This is a genomic window from Bdellovibrio sp. HCB-110, assembly GCF_047323225.1.
Taxonomy (GTDB): domain Bacteria; phylum Bdellovibrionota; class Bdellovibrionia; order Bdellovibrionales; family Bdellovibrionaceae; genus Bdellovibrio.
Genome location: NZ_CP178750.1, coordinates 166124 through 182320, shown reverse-complemented (window position 1 = coordinate 182320; position 16197 = coordinate 166124). Strand labels below are relative to the sequence as shown.

The window sequence follows — 16197 nt, the reverse complement described above, 5'->3', positions numbered from 1 at the left end:
AACTCCCCGTAAAATTCAGCTGAGGGGCCCAAAGCTTGCTTCTATTCACTGTGAGACGAATTGTCTCAAAGGGAGTAAGCCATGAAATGGTTCCAAAAGATCTTAACTGCAATTGCCACAATCAATATGGTGATTTCGCCAGTTCTCGCTGCTGCTCCTGAATGGTCGGAAAAAGACAAGGCTCAGCTTGCTTCTTACCGCGACTACTTGGAACCACTCGGTTACCGTTTAACTTTAGATCCAAATTCTAAAAAGGCTTTGGTTTACGATAAGAATACAAATAAATTGGCGATGGAAATCCCTTTCGCTCAAGAAGCGCAACTTCGCAAATTTTCTCCAAAATCTTTAAATCAAATGATGATGGACGAAATGGTTCGCGTGAAAGCGGCGTCCAAAGCTTCTTGGTCACACTCTGTAAGAAATCTTCCAACTGAATCTGCTATCTTCTTTGTTGCGATGGGTGCCGTTGTCGCAGGCCAACTTATTACAAACTATTCGCAAAATCCTTTGGCGATGAAACAACACATCGACCATTCTCTTTCTCCAATTGGAGTTTTTGGCTTCTTCACATTTATGTATTCTCAAGGTGTTACTTCTAACGTTCTTGCGATGTACATGAAAAACCCACGCTTCCACCACATGATTCCATATCTGGGAATGACTGTTGGTGCTTTCTTGCAAACTTACCTTTCTCAAGTGGCTTCTGATCCAAATGTGATGGCTTGCGCGAAAGTTATGATGGGCAAACAAGTGACAGCTAAAGATCAAGAAGCCGGTATTGATGCAGATCCTTGTTCTAAAGCTTACGAGTACCTTGTGATTCAAAAGAAAATCTGGGAGTTCGCTCCTGGTATCGTATCTATGTTGATCTCTTCAGGTCTTGCTGGGGTTGTTCAATCAGTTATCACAAAAACGGTTCTTCGCGTAACGGGCGTTGATATCGCTTTGTGGTTGGTTCCTGGAACTATGCAACTTAAAGGCATCCGTCTTCTTCTTGTAAAAGGTCTGCAAATCACATTCTTCGTGGCAATCGACGCTTGGCTGAACCGCAAAGTCGTTTATGCCTGGAAGAATATGTATGATGGAGCCGAGTTTTATGAAGTAAATGATAGGCTCAATGAGCAGATGAACCTAATGAAAAAAGGTCAGTGGAAAACCTCTGACAAAGATCTTCAAGCTGAAATCAAAGACTTCAGAAAAAAGATGCTCGACTGGCGTATGATGAACATGTCCGAGGTGTATGAAGCTCACCAAAACTGGTCAGAAGCTCTTCACCAACTGACATCCATGTTCAACACGAGCTACGCCTTCTACAACACTTTTGTAAATGAAGTTCGCAACTCACGCTTCAATGAGTCTCAAGTAAAACCTCTTGAGCTGATCTACCCACTGAACGGTGTAAAAGCGAAAGATTTGGCTGAAGGCAGAGAAGACATGTACTTCACAAATCCTTTGATGGTGGAAAATATGCAACTTGAGACAGTGGCAGACGCTGTTGTCGCGGCCGACGAACTTCTTAAGAGTGAAGATGCTCAATATTTATATCCACAAGAAAAGAAAAAGATTGAGTCATTCCTAGTGAAACTTCGTACGGGCGATCGCGTGAAGGTCGGTGAAGGCCTGGGAGAGCTTTATAAAGAAGTCATTTACTCTTCACAAAATATTTCTCTCTCTATGAATTACAGAGAAATCTTAAGAAGCATCTATGGTTCTATGGGTGCACCGATTCCGATGATGGAACCAGGTCGTGGATACCTTGCGGCTTACGAAAAGGCACCGTCGTCAGCGGATTCTGTAAAAGGAGCAAACTACTACCGTCAAGTAGGCGCCTTCATGACTCCAAAAGTAACAGACTATCTCACAATGCAAATGATGTGTGGTCCTGACGTTGAGAAAAACGAAAGAGTCGTAAAAAACTCTGCAGGTTTCCCTTCTGTATTCCTGCCTCCACAAATCAAGGCCGCAGGTGACTCATTCGTAAACTGCCAGCATTTCGGAATGGCGGAGTTGAGAGCAGAAAATATTTATAAGTTCCCTTTTGCAACAGCTTCTAAAGTTCAATACAAAGGCGCAATCAACTACCTTATCAATGAAGCCCGCCCTTCTGTAGTAGGTGGTCAGAACGAATCAGCCTTCCCACAATGGTGGACAGAAAAGACAGAAAGCCAAATGCAAAAAGCTTTTGAAGAATATGGCAAGAGCTATGACGACATCGTAGTTAAATTGGTGAAAGCCGTTTACTACCCAGGTCGCAGTTTCTTCAATGGCAGACCTATCGTGAATACGCCTTGGAAAACGATCAAATTGTACTTCAATCGCGAAGCACAGAAACGTTACTACGAAGGTGGCCCGATCTATAACGGTGGAATGAACTCTGCTTTCCAAGAAGAGCGCGTGTACTTGTCTCTTATCAATGAACTTCTGGCGCCTTCAAAAGAATTTAAAATGGATATCGCCCATATCCTTGAAAAAGAGATCACTCACCCAGCTCTTAAAGAAGTAGAAACTCAGTTCGCTCTTATGAATGGACTTATTAAGAAAATCAAAGTTGGAAAAGTCGAAGGTCGCGAAGTGATTCAATCAGATCTTGAGAACTACCAACTAGAAGAGCAATTAACAAACATCCAAGGCGCTTTGACGAAACTGTCTGCGATCCTTGGCGTCGGTGATGCTCAAGAAGGTGCTGTTGTGACTCTGAACAAACAACAACGCGACCTTGCAGTGACGGCTCTCGAGAATCTTCAAGCTCTGGCTTCAGAAGTGATGATGTATGGCTCGATGGCAAATGCGGTGAGCTGGGAAAAGATTCGCAATGTGAAACGTCTCAATATGGATCAACAGAAGTTTAACAATGAGATCCAAGCGAAACTTGCAGCAATGAGAGGCATGACAATGCCTGGTAAATACTAAACTTGGTACGGGATTTGATACTTAAGATATTTGAAACTTTTAAATGAAACTAGGCACTTCCGGGATTGGAGAGTCCCAAAAATTGGAGTGCCTCGTATAAAAAATAAACAGGTAATAAAGGAGAGAGTTATGAAAAAGAAATTGATGATCGGAATGGCGGCTTTAACATTGGCAATGGCATTTTCACCAGCCCACGCAGCCCCAGTAGGTGGAGCAAAAACAGCGCGTGAAGCGTTGGTTGAATACACTAAACAAATCAAAGAATCTGCATTCGGTAAAGGAATGACAGCAAAAGGTTTGAGCGGACAACAAGTGAAAATCGCTCAAGACAAGATCATCAATGAACTTCAACTTTCTTCTGGTAAAAACAATGCTCTTTCAATGGCTCTTAAAGCCGACTCTTCTAAATCAGCTCAACGTCTTGATAACTTGGCGACAATCGTAGCTGCGAAAAAGATGGCGACTGAAATTGCAAAAACAGATGCAGCGGAAGGCCAATCTATCAGTGCGGCTGCAACTGCAACGGCAAAATTGATCGCTAACTCTTCTTTGACAGGTGCTCGCACTTCTTCAAAAGAATTGAACACGGCTGAAATGGCAGAAGTAACAGCGGCTTTGACAAAACTTGAGTCTTTGCCTGAGACAATCTTGACTCGCTTCTCTAAAGCAGAGCGCGATTCTTATACACAAATCATCGAGCGTCATGACCAAATCGTTGAGTCAGGTAAAAAATCTTCTTCTGAAGACGCTTTCATCGAAGCTATCATGGAAGTGAAAAAAGTAGACCGTGCAAAAGCTCTTGAAGTTGCAAAAAAACTTAAAGAGTGCGTGTAGTTTCTCTAACTTAGAATTTCTTCTTATTGCCGAAAAAGCCGGGGCCTCAGGGTCTCGGCTTTTTTATATTTCGACCTTCTTATCGTCGGTGATAATAAAGATCTCAATACGACGGTTCATGGATCTGTGTTCGTCGTTGTCATTCGGAACGATGGGTTTTTGATCTCCGTAAGAAAGCGCGACAAAACGTTTCGGATCTAGGTTGTGATACTTTACAAAATACCTGACCACCGCCGTTGCTCTGCCACCAGCCAGCTCCCAGTTGCTAGGGAAAAACTGACCAGAAATGGGAACGTCGTCTGTATGACCTTCAATTATAATTCTTTTTTTATTGGTTTTAAGAACGTCAGCAACTTTATCTAGCGATGTTAACGCCGACATTTTTAACTTTGCGGAACCTTCCGGGAAAAAGGTGGAGGCTGCTAAGGCAATGCGCACGCCGACGGAATCATGATATATATCCTGGATCGCTTGCTTTTTTTGCTGACCATCCATCGACTTATCCAGAGACCTTTCCACAAAGTCTTCCACTTCCTGAGGTCCACCTTTTTTAGGATAATTACCCACGGGCATGACAAGTTCAGCAATCGCGTCTTCAATAGTGTTGCCATTGGGATTATTGGAGCCGTTTCCAGCCAGACGAAGATTCAGCTTGATAGAGTCTTCGAACTCTTTTTGTTTTTCTTCATTGGCCGTTGAGGTCGCATACATCACCACAAAAAAAGCGAAGAGCAACGTGATGAAATCGGCATAGGACACCAACCATCTTTCGTGATTTTCATGCTCTTCATGTTTTTTATGTTTTTTAGCCATGCTCTGGAAACCTATTTATGATCCGTGTGAAGAAAGGCGTAAAGCTTTTGCTCCAGCACAACCGGATTCATTCCACTGGCAATCAGAAGACCGCCTTCAAGAACCATTTGTTTTTCGCGAGAGAGGGCCTGCACTTTTCTTTTAAGTTTATTGCCCAGAGGAAGGAATAATAAGTTGGCTGAGCTAACACCATACACCGTTGCGACGAAGGCCACGGCGATTCCGGCTCCAAGTTTACTTGTGTCCGTCAAATTTCCCATGACATGGATCAAACCCAGAACCGCACCGATAATACCGATTGTTGGAGCAAACCCACCGGCATCCGTCCAAATCTTCGCCCCCGCCAGCAACTCTTCTTCTTCCGTTTCGATTCTGGTTTCAAAAATATCACGAATGGTTTCTGCTTCGACACCATCGACGACATTTCTGAGAACGCCTTTAAATAAAGGATCTTCGATTCGATTGATTCGCGTTTCCAAAGAAAGAAGAGATTCTTTCTTGGCGATGCGGGCGCAATCAACGATCTCTTGGATGCGTTTCTTTGCGTCGCTTTCTTCTGCGTGAAATGCTTTTTTGGCAAGCTGCAGACCTGTCTTCAGATCTTTTTCAGAACTCGAAACCATCACGGCTCCGATTGTTCCGGCGAGTACGATAATAAAGGCTGTCAGTTGCATGAGAGAGCTCATGTGACCACCTTCTAGAAGGTTGCCGAGCAATATCCCACCGAAGCCCACGAGGAGGCCTAACCATGTTGCTTTGTCCATAATCAAAATGATGCCACAGGGGATCACGCATGACACTTGGACCTCTTGAAGACCTAGACTTTCTGCGAGCGAAAAATTAGGCTACAGTTCTCATGATGCTCGATTTTATCTTAGGCCTCGATAAGAGCCTCTTTATATTGGTAAATTCCCAGTGGACGGCGGCTTGGGCTGATCAGTTTTTCCCCTTCGTCACGGATCTTCATAAGACGCCTTTTTTTAAAACGGTGTTGGTTCCTCTTATCCTCACGATTTTTGTTTGGCGTCGCGGTTTAAAAAAAGGTCTCGTGATCTTTTTCTTCTGCGCTCTTTCTGTTGGCGCATCGGATGGGTTCGGAAATTGGGCTTTAAAGAAAACAGTGCAAAGACCGAGGCCTGCGGAGACACAGAACCTTGAAGTTCAAGTTCGCTCCCCTTTCGGCGGTTATAGCTTTGTCTCTAATCACGCGACAAATATGTTCACCTTCGCAAGCTTTACCGGCGCCATCTTTCCTCCTGCGGCAGTTCCGCTGTATTCGTTGGCGACGATAGTCGCCTATAGTCGCGTTTACAACGGTGTTCATTTTCCTACAGATGTTATCTGCGGTGGGCTTTTAGGTCTCATCTTCGGACTTCTGTTTGCACGACTCTGCCAAAAAGTTCTGGTGAGAATAGATTCAGAAGGGACCGTTACATCATGAAGATTCTAGTCACAGGCGCCAATGGTTTTTTAGGGAGCTGGGTTACCAAGGCCCTCGTTAATGAAGGACATCACGTCTATGCCTTGGTCCGTCCTAAAAGTGATATTTCAGAACTTGAAGGCGTAAACTGCAAATACGTTCACGGAGATGTGACAGATGTTCACTCTCTTCTTGAAGCCTTTAAAGGTGTCGATACTGTTTTTCATCTTGCCGGAGTAATCGCCTATAAAAAATCCGAGCGTCCTTTAATGGATAAGGTAAACGTGCAAGGCACGGCCAACGTGGTCGAAGTCTGCCGTGAACACAAAGTTCGTCGCTTGGTTTATCTTTCTTCCGTTGTGGCGATTGGCGCTGGATACACTCCCAATGACATCATGAATGAAGACTCCCCTTACAATATTGCGGATCTGAATCTCGGTTACTTTGAAACCAAGCATCAGGCCGAAAAAATTGTGAAAGCCGCATGCGATAAAGGTGACATCAATGCTGTAATGCTAAATCCTTCAACGATCTATGGAGCTGGTGACGCTAAAAAAGGCAGTCGTAAAATGCAGCTCAAAGTCGCGCAGGGAAAACTGAGCTTCTACACTTCCGGTGGTGTAAACGTCGTTGCCGTAGAAGATGTCGTTCAAGGAATTCTCAGTGCCTGGAAGAATGGTCGCAAAGGCGAGAGATACATTCTTGCGGGTGAGAATATTCTTATTAAAGACCTTTTTGCTATGATCGCGGCAGAGGCCGGAGTCAAAGCTCCGTCGCGCTTAATGCCGGACAACGTGCTTCATGCGGTCGGTGCTATTGGCGATATGATGGAAAAAATCGGTCTTAAGGGACCTTTGAGCCGGGAAAATGCTTACACAGCAACGATGTATCACTGGTTTGATTCAAGCAAAGCGCAGCGTGAGTTGAATTTTAAACCTCGTCCCGCAAGAGAGGCCATCCACAACAGCGTGCAGTGGATGAAAGATCAAGGATTGCTTTCGTAAGGTCTGAATGAAAAAAGTCGTCTTCTTTTTTTTGGGTGTGTTTACTTTAATGGCCGGAGCCTTGGCGTGCCTCTGGATGTGGCTTCCCACGGAAAAAGACATCAAAGGTTGCCTCACGACTCGCATGTATCAAGTGGAGCTTTGTCCAGGCTCTAAAAGCTATGTTCCTTTAAAACAAATTTCTTCCACCTTACAAAAAACCATCATCCTTACGGAAGATTCTAATTTCTATAATCACAGCGGTTTTGATTGGGATGCGATCGAGAAGAATGCCCGAGACGGTTGGGAGTCCGGTGTTTTTAAAAGAGGCGGCTCCACGATCACTCAGCAGCTTGCTAAGAACATGTTCCTGACCAAGGATCGCACTTTCGTACGTAAAGGTCTTGAGGCTATTATCACGGATCGTATCGAGAAGACTCTGACGAAAAAAGAAATTCTTGAGCGCTATTTGAATGTCGTCGAGTTTGGAAAAGATATTTACGGCGTTAAAGCCGCTGCGAAATACTATTTCCAAAAATCCCCAGCGGAACTTTCCGTCGTGGAAAGCGCTTTCCTAGCCATGGTTCTTCCCAATCCTGTGAAGTATTCTAAATCGTACTATCGCAAAGAACTGACACCTTTTGCGAGAAAACGTTTAAGCCGCATTGTGGAAGACATGTATCGCTATCACCGCATTTCTCAAGAAGAGTATGACGTAGCCATCAATCAAGTTTCGTATTTCTTCCAACCGGAACCTCCTCCGGAAGAAATCAACGTTCCTGCTGAAGAGATTCCGACATTGGAAGATTTAGAAAACGCCGAAATGGAAGAAGAGGTTGAAGGATGAAAATAGTTTCTGCCTGTCTTTCTGGAGTTCACTGTCGTTACGACTGCAAAGCCCAAGCGCGCTCGGCCATAGAAGAGATGGTGAAAAATGGCGAAGCCATTCCCGTATGTCCCGAACAAATGGGCGGCCTTCCCACTCCTCGTGCTCCGGCAGAACGCATCGGTGATAAAGTTCTTACGAAATCCGGAGAAGACGTCACGGCTCAGTATGAACAAGGCGCCTTAGAAGCTTTGCAAATCGCAAAACTCTGTGGAGCCACGGAAGCTCTGTTAAAATCCAAGTCCCCGATGTGTGGCCATGGAAAAATCTATGACGGTTCTTTTACTGGAAATCTAAAGGAGGGCGACGGTGTTTTTGCCGAACTTTTAAAAAAGCACGGCATCAAAATTACAGTCGTAGATTAATCTATTTCAAAAGTTTTCCGCGAATGCGGTTGAATGAAACGTTCATGCAAATCCAAGTTGCAACAAGCAAAACAAGGATGTGAACTCCGATCCAAATTGTCGGTCCTTGATGAAGGATACCGCGAACGGCCGCCACAGCATGTGTTAATGGGAATAGATAAGCCAAATAACGAAGACCGCTTGGCAGTTGTTCTAATGGGAAATACGTTCCACTCAATAAACTCATCGGCACAATAAGACCCGATGTCGAATAAATGAACGAATCGTAGTTACGCGCAAACGAAGTGAAGATCATTCCGATACATGAAAAGAGCGCTGACAATAAAAACAGAATCGGAAGTGCCAAAAGAATTCTGTAGGAATCAATCAGTCCGAAAAACAAAGCCACAACTGTCACACCCATCACACCAAAGAAACCTTTGCTTGCCGCCCATAAAAGCTCGCCAGCCACGATCTCTTCAGGTCCTACACGTGTCAGCATGATTGTCGCGTAAGTTTTTTGGTGCGTGAGTTTCGTGTAGTTTCCGTAAGTCCCTTCAAAGAAAGCAACCATCATCGCCGTCGTCGAAAGAAGGGCCGGAAAGAAAAATTCAATATAAGACATTCCACCCATGTTATTAACAAAGGCGCCCAGTCCAAAACCGATGGCACCCAGGTAAATCACAGGCTCAAGAACAATCCAGAACAAAGACACAAGCCATGTCTTTTTAAAATACAAAAAGTTGCGGGACCATACTTGGAAGGCTCCGCTATTCACTTTAGGACGAGAGAAGTAATCTTTAAACTTCATTTTACTCATCCCTCAATTGGTGGCCCGCAAGCTTTAAGAAGACGTCGTTCAACGTCGGCTTACGAATAAAGATCTTATCACTTGCAATCAAATCCACAACGCGACGGCCTTCTTGATTCTCTTTCACCAAAACAGACACCGTATCTTTAATCACCTGATAAGCAAAACCTTCGGCACGCAAACGGCCAAGGTAGTAGTTTAGATCCACAGGATTTGTATCGAACTCCACGACCTCTTTACCAATCAACTCACGAATTAAGTCGCGAGGTTTTCCCACTGTCAGAATACGGCCGCCGTCGATAATCGCTACACGATCACACATCTGTTCAGCTTCTTCCATGTAGTGAGTGGTCAAAACCAAAGTGCTTTTTTCAGATTTGAGATGCTTAAAGAAATCCCAAATCCAGATACGCGCTTGCGGATCAAGACCCGTCGTCGGTTCATCGAGGAAAATAACTTCAGGAGAATTAATCAAACCGCGAGCAATGGCCAAACGGCGCTTCATACCGCCACTCAGTGTCTCCACGGAACGATCTTGGTACTCTTCCAGTTTCATCAAACGCAACAAAGCCTGAGCGCGAAGATCGGCCTCTGCCTTTGGGATTTTATGGAAACTTGCGTAGACTAAGAGATTTTCTAAAACTGTGAAGTCAGGATCAAGGCCGTCCTCTTGAGGGACGACCCCTATGCGAGATTTGATCTCACGATAATTTTTCTTAACATTAAGGCCGAGAACGTAAAGCTCCCCGCTTGTAACGAGGGCTGAGCAATACATCATCTTCATCGTCGTTGATTTGCCCGCCCCGTTTGGACCTAAGAGACCAAAACATTCGCCTTTGTAAATTTCCAGACTGATTCCATCCACAGCGACTTTATCGTCGTATTTCTTTGTCAGGTCTTTAATCTCAATGGCGACGTTCGTACTCATTATTCCTTCGCTGCTTTTGCACGTTTATGTGGGTCCAGTTCTTTCAAACGAAGACGGATGTTTTTCGGAGTGACCTCGATCAACTCAGAATCTTTGATCCATTCCATCGCTCTTTCCAAAGTGAACTTCTTCACTGGAACTAGACGGATAGCTTCATCTGAACCTGAAGCACGTACGTTCGTCAATTTTTTCTCACGAGTGATGTTTACTTCTAGATCATTCTCCTTGGCGTGTTCACCAACGATCATGCCTTCGTACACATCGTCACCGTGTTCAACCATCATGATACCGCGCTCTTGAAGATTCCAGATCGCGTAGGCAGTTGCCGAACCTTTACGGTCAGAAATCATCGCACCGTTCATACGATGTTCGATTTCGCCTTTATAAAGATCCCAACCGTCAAATTGTGTATTCAAAAGACCTGTACCACGAGTGTCAGTCAAGAAGTCTGAACGGTAACCGATCAAACCACGAGAAGGGATACGGAACTCAAGACGTGTACGACCAGATCCTTTTTGAACCATGTTCGTCATCACACCTTTACGTTTTCCAAGTTTCTCTGTCACCGCACCAACGAATTGGTCTTCGATATCGATAACCGCGATCTCCATTGGCTCCATCTTTTTGCCGCCTTCTTCTTTGAAGACAACTGTCGGTTTGGAAACCAAAAGTTCGAAGTTTTCACGGCGCATTTGTTCGATCAAGACACCCAATTGCAACTCACCACGACCGACAACTTTGAATGCATCCGTGTTGTCTGTTTTTTCTACGCGGATCGCAACGTTGTACAAAAGTTCTCTCTCAAGACGCTCGATGATTTTACGTGAAGTTACGTTCTTACCATCAAGACCCGCGAAAGGACCATTATTGACCGAGAACACCATGCCCACTGTCGGCTCTTCTACGCGAATACGCTCAAGAGGACGAGGATCAAGAACTGAAGTGATCGTGTCACCGATAGTGAAGTCTTCCATACCCGCGATAACAACGATGTCACCAGCACCAACTTCTTGAGCTGGAACTTGCGAGTTCACTTTGTACTGGAACAAAGCAGAGACTTTAACTTTCTTTTGTACGTTCGCCTGAACGCAAAGAACTTCGTCACCCACTTTGATAGTTCCGGCTTTCATACGACCGATAGCCAAACGACCTACGTAATCATTGTACGAAATGTTAGAAACCATAACTTGAAGTGGAGCATTCTCTTCAATTTTTGGAGGAGGAACTAGATTTACGATAGCATCGTAAAGAACTTCCAAAGAACCTGTGTTCACTTTTGGATCTAGAGTTGCCATACCTTCACGGGCGATAGCGTAAACTGTGTGGAAATCACATTGCTCTTCTGTTGCATCTAAATCGATGAACAAATCGAAAAGTTCGTTATGAACTTCTTGAATACGAGCATCGGCACGGTCAATTTTATTGATACAAACGATAACTTTTTTGCCGCCCTCAAGAGCTTTTTTCAATACGAAACGAGTTTGTGGAAGTGGACCTTCAGAAGCGTCGCAAAGAAGGATACACCCATCCACCATGTTCAAGATACGTTCAACTTCACCACCGAAGTCACTATGTCCCGGTGTATCTACGATATTAACTTTGATGTCTTTGTACATGAACGAAGCATTCTTCGCCGCGATAGTGATACCGCGCTCTTTCTCAAGATCCATGGAGTCCATAAGACGTTCTTCAACGTGTTCGTTGTCACGGAAAGTACCTGCTTGTTTGATCAAGTGGTCAACGAGCGTCGTCTTCCCGTGGTCGACGTGCGCGATGATAGCAATATTTCTAATTTTCTTTGGATCTTGAACCATATTTACCCTTCGTTATTTCTCTTAAAACTAAAACTTTAAAACACTAAAACTAAATTTAAATTTTCGCACACCAGATTATTGTTAGGATCACGATTAACCGTGCCCTCCCATTAGGAACTCTTCTTGGCTCGTGTCTTCTTGCTCAACACTACCGATGCTAGCGAAAAATTCGTTAGCCAAAGCCATGATCTCTTCGTTGCTTTTGGATTGGAAAAGATTCTTTCTGAACTGTGCTGCTCCAGCATAACCTGTAGAGAACCATGCTGCAAACTTTCTGAGTTGGATTCCCGTGATGTGCTCATCACAATGCGCAACAATCTCACTTTTCAGGTTATTGAATAGGCTCACATAATCCCGTTTAACGTCTTTTTGAGGTTCTCCCCTCCACAAAGACAGAGCATCCATGAAAATAAATGGATTTTTAAGGCAACCACGACCAATCATCACCCCATCACAACCGGACTGCTCTAGTCGAAGGTTGGCTTGGCGAGGTGTGAGAATGTCTCCATTTCCTAAAAGAGGAATCTTGGTTTTAGATTTCACGTCCGCGATAAAATCCCAGTCAGCTAGACCCGTGTAACCCTGAGCGCGCGTACGACCATGAATCGCCACCCACTCAACACCCTCGTTGTAAGCGATGTTACAAATTTCAACGGCGTTGCGAGTGTTCGCATCCCAACCCGTGCGGATCTTGATCGTCAAAGGAACTTTGATCGCCGCTTTCACTGTGGAAACCATTTTTTGTACAGCCGCTGGATCTTTTAGAATCGCAGAGCCCGCCCCCTTTTTTACGACTTTTGGAACTGGGCAACCAAAATTGAGGTCGACGAAATCACAACCGTCGGCCTCTGCTACTTGAGCTGCACGCGCGACGATTTCTGGTTCTTCGCCAAAAAGTTGAATCCCGATAGGACGTTGAGACTCATCAAAGCTCATGAGCTTCATCGTGCGTTCTGATTTGTATTCAATACCGCTGGCGCTCACAAGTTCTGTGACGACAACACTGGTATCTAGTTTTTTCATGAACGTGCGAAAAGCGTGGTCCGTAATCCCTGCCATAGGAGCAAGGACAAAAGGATTTGTCTTTAGGGCTTCAACTGGATTCATAGGCGAAAGGGTATAACAAAAACGTAATGAAAAAGGTACTTCTGTTTTTAAAAACTGACCTTATTTCATAGGTTTAGGTATTCATAACGAATGTATTCGATCTGGCTGAACATCACTATCAACTGTCTTGATTAACTTTTTGACGGCTCTTCCAAATTTACCCGTTTCCAGAATCCTAACAAAACAAATTCTCAAATTCGTCTATGATCCGGCCTTCCAAATTAAATAGGAGAGCCTTATGAAACTTTTAGGATTTATTGCGACTATCGCTATTTCTGTTCCGACACTTGCCGCAAAGTTTGCGCCGATTGCCAATGTAAACTCCGTTCCCGCCCAAAAGCTTGCGGCTGTGGTTCAGGTCATCAACCAAAATGAACAAGCTTTCGGTGATGCAGGTAATGTTTCTGCCTATGTTTTCTCTAGGAAAGCGACTGAAACGGACGCTAAGACCGTAAAGCAAATGAGCTTCGCAAAAGGCGGCGCCAACACTGACGACGATCAACGTGACTTTCAAAATACAAGCGTTAGCAAAATCGTTGAGTTCGCTCTTTATGCCGTTGAAATTCAAGACCAAGACTACGAAGCTGAGTTCAAATCTGCTCGTGAAAATTTGACGAAAGCTTTAACAGCAATCAAAGCAGATCCAACTTTGAAAATCTATGGCAGCGGACATGCTGACGAAGACGGAAGCTGGCAAATTCTTTACATCATTGATACTAAGACAAGCCAAGTTTTGATGGTGACAATCGGTTTCCACGGCACTTAATAGAAACTTCTGAAAATCGAATTGCAAAAATAAAAAAGGCCTCGTTCAGAGGCCTTTTTCTTTTCTAAAATTTCGTTGCTAAACTTATCTTGGGCTTACAGTCCCTGCAACTTCAAGAATCACGAACACAGTTCTTTTCACTGTTGGATTTGGGAAAACACCTCTTTCAACAAAGTAACCTCTGACTGTGAACGGTTGAGTTTTACGAATATTGTGGAATTGGTTGTTCCCAATGAGCGCATTGACCGTGCGCTCAGTCTCTTGAGAATCTTCATCCACGGCCATCGCAAATTTTTTGCCATTAAGATTGATTGTGTGAGCACAACCTAGCGCACCTTTAGGACAAACATTGATAGTGGCTTTTTTAAATGTGGGGGTAGGAATGATGCTAGTTGCGGAAGCTGTAGCCCCTACGAATAGAGAAAGCGCGATAAAAACGATCTTCTTCATAATAGTCTCCTATGAGTTTTTTTAGTTAGACCACCGAAGATAAACTATGCGAGCCGCTTTCTCCTCCTTCATTTTTGTAATGGAAAAAAATGGATAACTGTCTAGAGCCAAGTCACTCGGCCTTCAAGCTGCCGAGGTGCTTTCGGAGGATTGTGATCGGGATATCCGCACACCATCGCACAGAGAAGTTCTAACTCTCCTTTTTGATATTCTGGCAACTGATCCACGCCTAAAAACTTATCCACGTCCTCTTTAATTTCAAGCGGCGCTCCCATCGTGCAAGAGCCAAGTCCCTCAACTAAACACGCAAGGTTCATGTTTTCCACAGCCATATACACAGAGCCGATGCTCGTGTGGTAGCGCTCTTCATTGTCGTTGTGGGAGTACGCAAAAATAATAACTGGTGCGTCACCTAACGTATAAAAAAAGCGCTCAGTAAATTGATACAGGGACGGTTTGAGTCTTTGCGAAAGAATATCTTTGATACCCAACCATGATTTCTGCGAATACTTCAGGTACTCATCACGCTTTGCACCCGTCACCACAAAGAAGCGCCAGTTTTGACGATTCTTTCCCGAAGGTGCATGCATTCCCGCCATCAGAATTTTTTCGATGATTTCTTTGGGAACCGCATCCGGTTTATATTTACGAATAGATTTTCGTGACTCTAATAACTGGTAAAATTCTTCTTTATTCATAAACCGACTAGCCCATTTCTTCGGTGCCAGCTTCGATGAAGGTTTCATGCAGTCGGCGAATGGCTTCAGGGCCTTGTTCTTCACTGACCAGGAAGCAGAAGTTGTGCTTACTTGCACCCAGACAAATCATACGCACGTTGATGTCGGAAATAGCTTCAAAGATGTGCTTTCCAAGTCCCGGTGTGTGATTGATGTTATTTCCGATCAAGGAAATCAAAGCCAAGTTGTCTTCCACTTGAACATCCGCAAATTGAGAAAGATCCGAGATCAATTTCTTATTTACCAATGTTGAATCATCCAACGTCACACTCACTGAAATTTCAGATGTCGTGATCGCGTCGATACTGACTTTGTGGTCATTGAAGACTTTGAAAAGTTGGAATAGGAAACCATGGGCATGCAACATTTCTGGCGTCGACAATGTCACAAGCACTTGTTTTTTTCTTAAAGCCATCGCGCGAATCAGAGGATGATCCTCAACATCTTTGCGAACCCAGGTTCCTTTGGCTTCTGGATCAAAGCTGGAGCCTACGAACACGGGAATGTTTTTACGAATTGCAGGAAGCAAAGTCGCTGGATGCAAAACTTTTGCTCCGAAAGTCGCAAGCTCTGAAGCTTCCTTAAAAGAAATTTCGCGAATTGGTTTAGCTTTAGGACACAAACGAGGATCTGTCGTCGCAATCCCAGCAACATCTGTCCAGATCTCAAGGACATCGGCTGCAACACCTTCTGCTAAAATAGCGGCGGAATAGTCACTGCCCCCGCGACCCAAAGTTGTCGTCATGCCTTCGTCAGTCATGCCGATATAGCCTTGCGTGACGATCACTTTTTTATAATCGCGCAAGAAGCCCAGATTTTCAGAACATAGTTTTGCCACTTCAGCCGTGAGAGGTTTGGCTTTTCCAAAAGAATCGTCAGTGCGAAGCACCGTGCGCACATCGAAAAGCTCGGCTGTTTTTTTGGAGTTATGCTTTTCAAGAACTTTAACCATCGCTTCCGTGAAAAGAACAGAAGACATTCTTTCGCCTAAGCTCATCAAAGTGTCCATGGCTTTCACGGAACAATCTCTGAGAAGGTGAACCCCTTTTGCCAAAGAGCTCATTTCTTCAAAAAGAACTTCCAGACGTTCTTGAGAATGTGCTGACACTGCCAGATCTTTTGCAATCTTGACGTGTTTGTCTTGGATCTTGGTGATGATTTTCTCTGCCTCAGGCCATGGTTGAGACTCGGCCGTCTTACCTAGAGCTATAAGATCATTGGTTGTTCCTGACGTTGCAGAAACCGCAATCAAACTTGATCCCTGACGAAAACTGACTTCCGCACTGCGAAGCATGCACTCCGCGTCTCCCATTGAAGTTCCGCCAAACTTAGAAACTACCAGTTGTGCCACAAAAACTCCTCGGTCAAAGGCCTGACTCCTGAGAACCCATCTC

At 44.4% G+C, this 16197-nt stretch carries 16 protein-coding genes; 7 read left to right on the top strand and 9 right to left on the bottom strand.

Features of this window, described 5'->3' with window-relative positions:
* Positions 1-81: 81 nt before the first annotated feature.
* Entirely contained in the window at positions 82-2910 is a 2829-nt protein-coding gene (locus ACL934_RS00915; RefSeq protein ID WP_374076808.1) for a hypothetical protein, read from the top strand.
* A gap of 129 nt (positions 2911-3039) precedes the next feature.
* A complete protein-coding gene (locus tag ACL934_RS00910; protein WP_374076806.1) occupies positions 3040-3744 on the top strand; it encodes a hypothetical protein in 705 nt (234 codons plus the stop codon).
* 63 nt (positions 3745-3807) lie between these two features.
* Here the strand turns inward: ACL934_RS00910 and ACL934_RS00905 are convergent, their stop codons facing one another.
* A complete protein-coding gene (locus ACL934_RS00905; RefSeq protein WP_374076804.1) occupies positions 3808-4557 on the bottom strand; it encodes a flagellar motor protein MotB in 750 nt (249 codons plus the stop codon).
* A gap of 11 nt (positions 4558-4568) precedes the next feature.
* The gene (locus ACL934_RS00900; RefSeq protein WP_374080509.1) at positions 4569-5321 is read right to left on the bottom strand and encodes a flagellar motor protein; all 753 of its coding nucleotides are present in this window, start codon (positions 5319-5321) and stop codon (positions 4569-4571) included.
* Positions 5322-5413: 92 nt separating this feature from the next.
* Between ACL934_RS00900 and ACL934_RS00895 the strand changes: the two genes are divergently transcribed.
* Genes ACL934_RS00895 through ACL934_RS00880 form a run of 4 tightly spaced genes read left to right on the top strand, consistent with a single transcriptional unit; the run spans position 5414 to position 8211 of the window.
* Entirely contained in the window at positions 5414-5998 is a 585-nt protein-coding gene (locus ACL934_RS00895; protein WP_374076802.1) for a phosphatase PAP2 family protein, read from the top strand.
* Positions 5995-6981 (top strand): NAD-dependent epimerase/dehydratase family protein, encoded by a 987-nt coding sequence (locus ACL934_RS00890; protein WP_374076800.1) that lies wholly within the window; start codon positions 5995-5997, stop codon positions 6979-6981. The genes ACL934_RS00895 and ACL934_RS00890 overlap by 4 nt, the downstream gene beginning before the upstream one ends.
* A 7-nt stretch (positions 6982-6988) precedes the next feature.
* Positions 6989-7807, top strand: a complete 819-nt coding sequence (gene mtgA, locus ACL934_RS00885; RefSeq protein WP_413612944.1) for a monofunctional biosynthetic peptidoglycan transglycosylase — start codon at positions 6989-6991, stop codon at positions 7805-7807.
* Positions 7804-8211 (top strand): DUF523 domain-containing protein, encoded by a 408-nt coding sequence (locus ACL934_RS00880; RefSeq protein ID WP_374076796.1) that lies wholly within the window; start codon positions 7804-7806, stop codon positions 8209-8211. The genes mtgA and ACL934_RS00880 overlap by 4 nt, the downstream gene beginning before the upstream one ends.
* 1 nt (position 8212) lies before the next feature.
* On the opposite strand, the gene ACL934_RS00875 is transcribed toward ACL934_RS00880, so the two are convergent.
* The 4 genes from ACL934_RS00875 to dusB form a co-directional block, all read right to left on the bottom strand.
* Entirely contained in the window at positions 8213-9001 is a 789-nt protein-coding gene (locus ACL934_RS00875; protein WP_374076794.1) for an ABC transporter permease, read from the bottom strand.
* A 1-nt stretch (position 9002) separates the two neighbouring features.
* Positions 9003-9929: an ABC transporter ATP-binding protein gene (locus tag ACL934_RS00870; RefSeq protein WP_374076792.1), complete on the bottom strand. Its 927-nt coding sequence runs from the start codon at positions 9927-9929 to the stop codon at positions 9003-9005.
* Entirely contained in the window at positions 9929-11743 is a 1815-nt protein-coding gene (typA, locus tag ACL934_RS00865) for a translational GTPase TypA (protein ID WP_374076790.1), read from the bottom strand. Before typA ends, ACL934_RS00870 begins: the two co-directional genes overlap by 1 nt.
* A 93-nt stretch (positions 11744-11836) precedes the next feature.
* The gene (dusB, locus tag ACL934_RS00860) at positions 11837-12850 is read right to left on the bottom strand and encodes a tRNA dihydrouridine synthase DusB (RefSeq protein WP_413612943.1); all 1014 of its coding nucleotides are present in this window, start codon (positions 12848-12850) and stop codon (positions 11837-11839) included.
* 238 nt (positions 12851-13088) lie between these two features.
* Between dusB and ACL934_RS00855 the strand changes: the two genes are divergently transcribed.
* On the top strand, positions 13089-13616 hold the full coding sequence (locus tag ACL934_RS00855; protein ID WP_374076786.1) for a hypothetical protein: 528 nt from the start codon (positions 13089-13091) through the stop codon (positions 13614-13616).
* 84 nt (positions 13617-13700) lie between these two features.
* Here the strand turns inward: ACL934_RS00855 and ACL934_RS00850 are convergent, their stop codons facing one another.
* From ACL934_RS00850 to lysC, 3 genes are all read right to left on the bottom strand, one after another.
* A complete protein-coding gene (locus tag ACL934_RS00850; RefSeq protein WP_374076782.1) occupies positions 13701-14066 on the bottom strand; it encodes a hypothetical protein in 366 nt (121 codons plus the stop codon).
* A 101-nt stretch (positions 14067-14167) separates the two neighbouring features.
* Positions 14168-14764, bottom strand: coding sequence for a nitroreductase family protein (locus ACL934_RS00845; protein ID WP_374076780.1), 597 nt, complete (start codon positions 14762-14764; stop codon positions 14168-14170).
* A 7-nt stretch (positions 14765-14771) separates the two neighbouring features.
* A complete protein-coding gene (lysC, locus tag ACL934_RS00840) occupies positions 14772-16154 on the bottom strand; it encodes a lysine-sensitive aspartokinase 3 (protein WP_413612942.1) in 1383 nt (460 codons plus the stop codon).
* Positions 16155-16197: the final 43 nt, after the last annotated feature.

What these genes read in the sequence shown, in the direction of transcription:
- ACL934_RS00915 (WP_374076808.1), top strand. Translation starts at nt 82, where the DNA reads ATGAAATGGTTCCAAAAGATCTTAACTGCAATTGCCACAATCAATATG.
- ACL934_RS00910 (WP_374076806.1), top strand. Translation starts at nt 3,040, where the DNA reads ATGAAAAAGAAATTGATGATCGGAATGGCGGCTTTAACATTGGCAATG.
- ACL934_RS00905 (WP_374076804.1), bottom strand. Translation starts at nt 4,557, where the DNA reads ATGGCTAAAAAACATAAAAAACATGAAGAGCATGAAAATCACGAAAGA.
- ACL934_RS00900 (WP_374080509.1), bottom strand. Translation starts at nt 5,321, where the DNA reads ATGGACAAAGCAACATGGTTAGGCCTCCTCGTGGGCTTCGGTGGGATA.
- ACL934_RS00895 (WP_374076802.1), top strand. Translation starts at nt 5,414, where the DNA reads ATGATGCTCGATTTTATCTTAGGCCTCGATAAGAGCCTCTTTATATTG.
- ACL934_RS00890 (WP_374076800.1), top strand. Translation starts at nt 5,995, where the DNA reads ATGAAGATTCTAGTCACAGGCGCCAATGGTTTTTTAGGGAGCTGGGTT.
- mtgA (WP_413612944.1), top strand. Translation starts at nt 6,989, where the DNA reads ATGAAAAAAGTCGTCTTCTTTTTTTTGGGTGTGTTTACTTTAATGGCC.
- ACL934_RS00880 (WP_374076796.1), top strand. Translation starts at nt 7,804, where the DNA reads ATGAAAATAGTTTCTGCCTGTCTTTCTGGAGTTCACTGTCGTTACGAC.
- ACL934_RS00875 (WP_374076794.1), bottom strand. Translation starts at nt 9,001, where the DNA reads ATGAAGTTTAAAGATTACTTCTCTCGTCCTAAAGTGAATAGCGGAGCC.
- ACL934_RS00870 (WP_374076792.1), bottom strand. Translation starts at nt 9,929, where the DNA reads ATGAGTACGAACGTCGCCATTGAGATTAAAGACCTGACAAAGAAATAC.
- typA (WP_374076790.1), bottom strand. Translation starts at nt 11,743, where the DNA reads ATGGTTCAAGATCCAAAGAAAATTAGAAATATTGCTATCATCGCGCAC.
- dusB (WP_413612943.1), bottom strand. Translation starts at nt 12,850, where the DNA reads ATGAATCCAGTTGAAGCCCTAAAGACAAATCCTTTTGTCCTTGCTCCT.
- ACL934_RS00855 (WP_374076786.1), top strand. Translation starts at nt 13,089, where the DNA reads ATGAAACTTTTAGGATTTATTGCGACTATCGCTATTTCTGTTCCGACA.
- ACL934_RS00850 (WP_374076782.1), bottom strand. Translation starts at nt 14,066, where the DNA reads ATGAAGAAGATCGTTTTTATCGCGCTTTCTCTATTCGTAGGGGCTACA.
- ACL934_RS00845 (WP_374076780.1), bottom strand. Translation starts at nt 14,764, where the DNA reads ATGAATAAAGAAGAATTTTACCAGTTATTAGAGTCACGAAAATCTATT.